The following is a 4728-nucleotide window of genomic DNA, read 5'->3' on the forward strand; positions in this document are numbered from 1 at the left end:
GGGTATTGGGCTCGGCGCCGAACCGGTTGGCGCAGCCGCAGAACATCTTGGTGGCCGTCGACAGCTCGACGTGCACCTCCAGCCCGAGCACCGGCTCGTAGCGCGCCACGACGTCGTCGTAGTCGAGCAGTTCGGTTGCGGGCGCAACAGTCATACGAACGATCGTAGTGGGAGCCGGCTATGCCAGTTTGGGGTGCACACCGGGGATGAGGCCGGCGGCGGCCGACATCCGCTGCAGGTCACGCAGCACCGTCTTGCGCTCGGTGGCCGTCAGCGTCGCGGTGACCTCGTCTTCCTGGGCGCGGCCCTCGGCATCGAGCTTGGGCAGGAGTTCGCGGGCCTTTTCGGTCAGGGTCACGGCGAACGCCCGCCGGTCGCCCGGGTGCGGCATCCGTTTGACCAGCCCTTGGCGTTCCAGGTTGTCAATGACCGTCACCATGACATTGCGGTGGATTTTGAGCTGCGTCGATAACTGCCGTTGCGACTGACCGTCGTGCTCCGTCAGCGCCTTCAGGACCGCGTAGGTCCGCGGTTCGACCCCGAAGGGTTCCAGCCGGCGGACGAAATCCTCGGCGAGGTAGACGCCGAGTTGAGACAGCAGAAACGGAATCCGCTGGTGCAGCGCGGCGATGCCGGCCGAGTCATCGCTCATGCGCCGACACTAGCACGCCAAGTGATAGTCCTATATAATGATAATCATTGCTAGTGACCAGTTGGGAAGCGAATATGAACATCGTCATCTTTGGAGCCAACGGCCAGACCGGCCGATTGCTCACCAGCCGGGTACTGGAAGCCGGTCACTCGGCGGTGGCCGTGACGCGGCATCCGGACGGGTTCCCGATCACCCATCCCCGCCTGACGGTGGCCGGCGGCGACGTGCGCGACGCCGCGTCGACGCTGGACGTGGTCGGCGGTACCGACGCCGTCTTGTCGACGTTGGGTGTGCCGTTCAGCATGCGTCCCATCGACATGTACTCGGTGGGTGTGCGCAACATCGCCGCGGCCATGCGGGAGACGGGAGTGCGGCGGCTGGTCGTGGTGAGTTCGACGGGCGCCTACCCCTATCCGGACCGTGTCGATACGCCTTTCGCGTTGCGGGTCCTCGAACCCGTCATCACCCGCACGATCGGCAAGAGCACCTACGATGATCAGCGCCGCATGGAGACGATCGTGCGCGACAGTGGTCTGGACTGGACGATCGTGCGGCCGTCGGGACTGTTCGACTTGCCCGAGCCGACGAATTACGTTGCGGGAGAGGTCGATCCTGTCGGCGGGTTCACCGCCCGCATCGACTTGGCCGACTATCTGGTCAAGCTCGCAAGCGATCGCGCCGCTGACGGGAAGACCGTCGTCGTCTCCACCACGGAGAACACACCGACGATGTGGCAGATGGTCCGGCGCGAAGCCTTCAAGAGCGCGTAATTCTCAACCGAAGAATTCCGCGGCGTCGTCGTATCGGCTCTGTGGCACCAGCTTCAATTGGCGCACGGCGTCGGCCAGCGGCACCCGGCCGATGTCCTGGCCGCGCAGCGACACCATCACGCCGTACTCGCCCGCGTGCGCGGCGTCGGCGGCGTTCACCCCGAACCGGGTGGCCAGCACCCTGTCGTAGGCGGTGGGCGTGCCGCCGCGCTGCACATGGCCGAGCACCGTGACCCGCACCTCCTTCTTGATCCGCTTCTCCACCTCGACCGCCAGCTGCGCCGCCACCCCGGTGAACTTCTCGTGGCCGAACTCGTCGATGCCGCCCTGGCGCAACTGCATCGAGCCCTTCGCGGGTTTCGCGCCTTCGGCCACCACACAGATGAAGTGCGAGTCGCCGCGCTGGAACCGTTGTTTGACCAGCCGGCACACCTCCTCGACGTCGAAAGGCTGCTCGGGGATCAGCGTCATGTGTGCTCCCGATGCCAGCCCGGCGTTGAGGGCGATCCAGCCGGCATGACGGCCCATCACCTCGACGAGCATCACCCGCTGATGTGATTCCGCGGTGCTGTGCAGCCGGTCGATCGCCTCGGTGGCGACACCCAGCGCGGTGTCGTGACCGAAGGTCACATCGGTGCAGTCGATGTCGTTGTCGATCGTCTTCGGCACCCCCACCACCGGAACGTTCTCATCCGACAGCCAGTGCGCAGCGGTCAGCGTGCCCTCGCCGCCGATCGGAATCAGCACGTCGATGCCGTTGTCGTCGAGCGTCTGCTTGATCTGGTCCAGCCCGGCCTTGAGCTTGTCGGGATGCACGCGCGCGGTGCCCAGCATGGTGCCGCCCTTGGCGAGCAGGCGGTCGTTGCGGTCGTCGTTGCGCAGCTGGATGCGCCGATCCTCGAGCAGTCCACGCCAGCCGTCCTGGAACCCGACGACCGACGAGCCGTACCGCACGTCGCTGGTGCGCACTATCGCCCGGATCACCGCGTTCAGGCCGGGACAGTCACCACCTCCGGTCAGGATTCCGATCCGCATGGCCTCATCCTCCCTTACACGGCCGTCGGAAGCGGGCCGCGGGCGGCCTCGTAGGCGGCGCCGACGCGGTAGAGCCGATCGTCGGCCAGCGCCGGTGCCATGATCTGCAGCCCGACCGGCAGGTTGTCGTCGGGTGACAGCCCCGACGGCACCGACATGCCGCAGTGTCCGGCCAGGTTCAGCGGCAGCGTGCACAGGTCGAACAGGTACATCGCCAGCGGATCGTCGACCTTCTCCCCCAGCGGGAACGCGGTGGTCGGGGTGGCCGGCGACACCAGCACGTCGACCTTCTGGTAGGCCTCGTCGAGATCGCGCGCGATCAGCGTGCGCACCTTCTGCGCCTGGTTGTAGTACGCGTCGTAATAGCCCGCCGACAGCGCATAGGCGCCGATCATGATGCGGCGCTTGACTTCCGGGCCGAAGCCGGCCGCGCGCGTCAGCGCCATCACTTCCTCGGCACTGTGGGTTCCGTCGTCGCCGACCCGCAGCCCGTAACGCATGCCGTCGAACCGAGCCAGGTTCGACGACACCTCAGACGGCAGGATCAGGTAGTACGACGGCAGCGAGTAATCGAAATGCGGGCAGTCCACCTCGGACACCTCGGCGCCGAGCTCGGTGAGCTTGTCGACCGCGGCGTTGAACGACGCCAGCACGCCGTCCTGGTAGCCGTCACCGCGCAACTGGCGGACCACGCCGACCTTGACGCCGCGCAGGTCGCCGCCCGCACCCGCCCGGGCCGCCGCGACGATGTCGGGCACCTCGGCGTCCAGCGACGTCGAGTCCTTCGGGTCGTGCCCGGCGATCACCTCGTGCAGCAACGCGGTGTCGAGCACCGTGCGTGCGCACGGCCCACCCTGGTCCAGCGACGACGCGCAGGCCACCAGCCCGTAGCGCGACACCGTGCCGTAGGTGGGTTTGACGCCGACGGTCGCGGTGAGCGCCGCGGGCTGACGGATCGAGCCTCCGGTGTCCGACCCGATCGCCAGCGGTGCCTGGAACGCGGCCAGCGCCGCCGCACTGCCGCCGCCCGATCCGCCCGGCACCCGCTCCACGTCCCACGGGTTGCGGGTCGGGCCGTTGAGCCGCGTGTAGGTCACGTTGATGCCGCCGAACTCGCTGGCCGTCGTGAGCCCCGCCAGCACGCCGCCCGCGGCGCGCAGGCGGGCGACCATCGTGGCGTCGTGGTCGGCGACGCGGCCCTTGAACGCGAGGCTCGCCTCGGTGTCGGGCCAGCCGGCGACGGCGGTGAGCTCCTTGACGCCGATGGGCACCCCGCCGAACGGCAGCGACACGTCGGCGTCCTTCGCGGCGGCGCGCGCCTCGTCGGCGGCGACGTGCGAGAACGCGTTGAGCTCCGACGACTCGATGGCCGCGAGGCACTCGTCCAGCGCCTCGAGCGGCGCCAGCTCCCGGCGACGGAAGGCGTCGACGAGCGAGCACGAATCTCCCGACCACGGCTTCGGCATGCCGACAGACTCCCATCCCGTGGACGAGCGGGTCGAAGCGAACCGGCGGATGTGGGACGAGCGCGTGCCGATCCACGTCGGGTCGCGCTTCTACGACCTCGACGGCTGGAAGGCCGGCCGGCCGAACCACCTGGTCGCGCCGTTCGAGGCCGAGGAGATCGGGCCGGTCGACGGCATCCGCCTCTGCCACCTGCAGTGCCACATCGGCGTGGACACACTGAGCTTCGCCCGCCGGGGCGCGACCGTCGTCGGCGTCGACTTCTCCGCACCCGCGGTCGACGCCGCTCGCGCGCTGGCCAAGGAGATCGGTGTCGCCGACCATGCGACCTTCGTGCACTCGACGGTGGAGGACGCCCGCCGGTACGTCGACGGTGTGTTCGATGTCGTCTACACGTCGTGGGGCGCGCTCATCTGGTTGCCCGACCTCGCGCCGTGGGCCCGCACGATCGCGTCACTTCTGCGGCCAGGCGCGTTCGTGTACGTGGCCGATCAGCACCCGATGACGATGAAGTACAGCGGGTCGTACTTCCGCACCCAGCCGTTCCGCGACGACGAGAGCGGCACGTACGCCGATGTCACCGCGCCGACCGTTCACAACGAGGCGTACGAGTGGATGCACCCCATGGCGGAGATCGTCACGTCGCTCGCCGACGCGGGTCTGCGCATCGACTTCCTCCACGAGCACCCGTTCCTCGTGTGGCAGGACCGCGACGAGATGGTGCAGGGCGACGACGGGATGTGGCGCCTGCCCGGCGACCCGCATCCCCAGTCGTTCTCGCTGCGCGCTACCCGCACGACGTGACGT

General features: G+C 68.4%; 5 protein-coding genes and 1 pseudogene. 2 read left to right on the forward strand and 4 right to left on the reverse strand.

The features are described 5' to 3' along the window. Positions 1-154, reverse strand: a pseudogene (locus tag ACRDU5_RS08360) (Asp-tRNA(Asn)/Glu-tRNA(Gln) amidotransferase subunit GatB); the annotation flags it as partial. A 24-nt stretch (positions 155-178) separates the two neighbouring features. Next, complete coding sequence (locus ACRDU5_RS08365) at positions 179-652, reverse strand: MarR family winged helix-turn-helix transcriptional regulator (RefSeq protein ID WP_526614016.1); 474 nt, start codon at positions 650-652, stop codon at positions 179-181. Between the two features lie 74 nt (positions 653-726). Here ACRDU5_RS08365 and ACRDU5_RS08370 point away from each other — a divergent pair, with 74 nt between their 5' ends. Continuing rightward, positions 727-1422, forward strand: a complete 696-nt coding sequence (locus ACRDU5_RS08370; protein ID WP_526614020.1) for an NAD(P)-dependent oxidoreductase — start codon at positions 727-729, stop codon at positions 1420-1422. 3 nt (positions 1423-1425) lie between these two features. Here ACRDU5_RS08370 and ACRDU5_RS08375 read toward each other — a convergent pair whose 3' ends face one another. Together ACRDU5_RS08375 and gatA are read right to left on the reverse strand one after the other, a co-directional pair. Further along, complete coding sequence (locus ACRDU5_RS08375) at positions 1426-2457, reverse strand: 6-phosphofructokinase (protein ID WP_526614017.1); 1032 nt, start codon at positions 2455-2457, stop codon at positions 1426-1428. Positions 2458-2471: 14 nt separating this feature from the next. Further along, positions 2472-3923, reverse strand: coding sequence for an Asp-tRNA(Asn)/Glu-tRNA(Gln) amidotransferase subunit GatA (gene gatA / locus ACRDU5_RS08380; protein ID WP_526614018.1), 1452 nt, complete (start codon positions 3921-3923; stop codon positions 2472-2474). A 19-nt stretch (positions 3924-3942) separates the two neighbouring features. Here gatA and ACRDU5_RS08385 point away from each other — a divergent pair, with 19 nt between their 5' ends. Continuing rightward, positions 3943-4725 carry a class I SAM-dependent methyltransferase gene (locus tag ACRDU5_RS08385; RefSeq protein WP_526614019.1) on the forward strand — a complete coding sequence of 261 codons (783 nt, stop codon included), beginning with the start codon at positions 3943-3945 and terminating at the stop codon, positions 4723-4725. The last annotated feature ends 3 nt before the right edge of the window (positions 4726-4728 follow it).

The sequence above is a fragment of the Mycobacterium sp. genome (assembly GCF_050701515.1).
Lineage (GTDB): Bacteria > Actinomycetota > Actinomycetes > Mycobacteriales > Mycobacteriaceae > Mycobacterium.

Coding starts and splice junctions, on each gene's coding strand:
- ACRDU5_RS08370 (WP_526614020.1), top strand. CDS start 727: ATGAACATCGTCATCTTTGGAGCCAACGGCCAGACCGGCCGATTGCTC.
- gatA (WP_526614018.1), bottom strand. CDS start 3,923: ATGCCGAAGCCGTGGTCGGGAGATTCGTGCTCGCTCGTCGACGCCTTC.
- ACRDU5_RS08375 (WP_526614017.1), bottom strand. CDS start 2,457: ATGCGGATCGGAATCCTGACCGGAGGTGGTGACTGTCCCGGCCTGAAC.
- ACRDU5_RS08365 (WP_526614016.1), bottom strand. CDS start 652: ATGAGCGATGACTCGGCCGGCATCGCCGCGCTGCACCAGCGGATTCCG.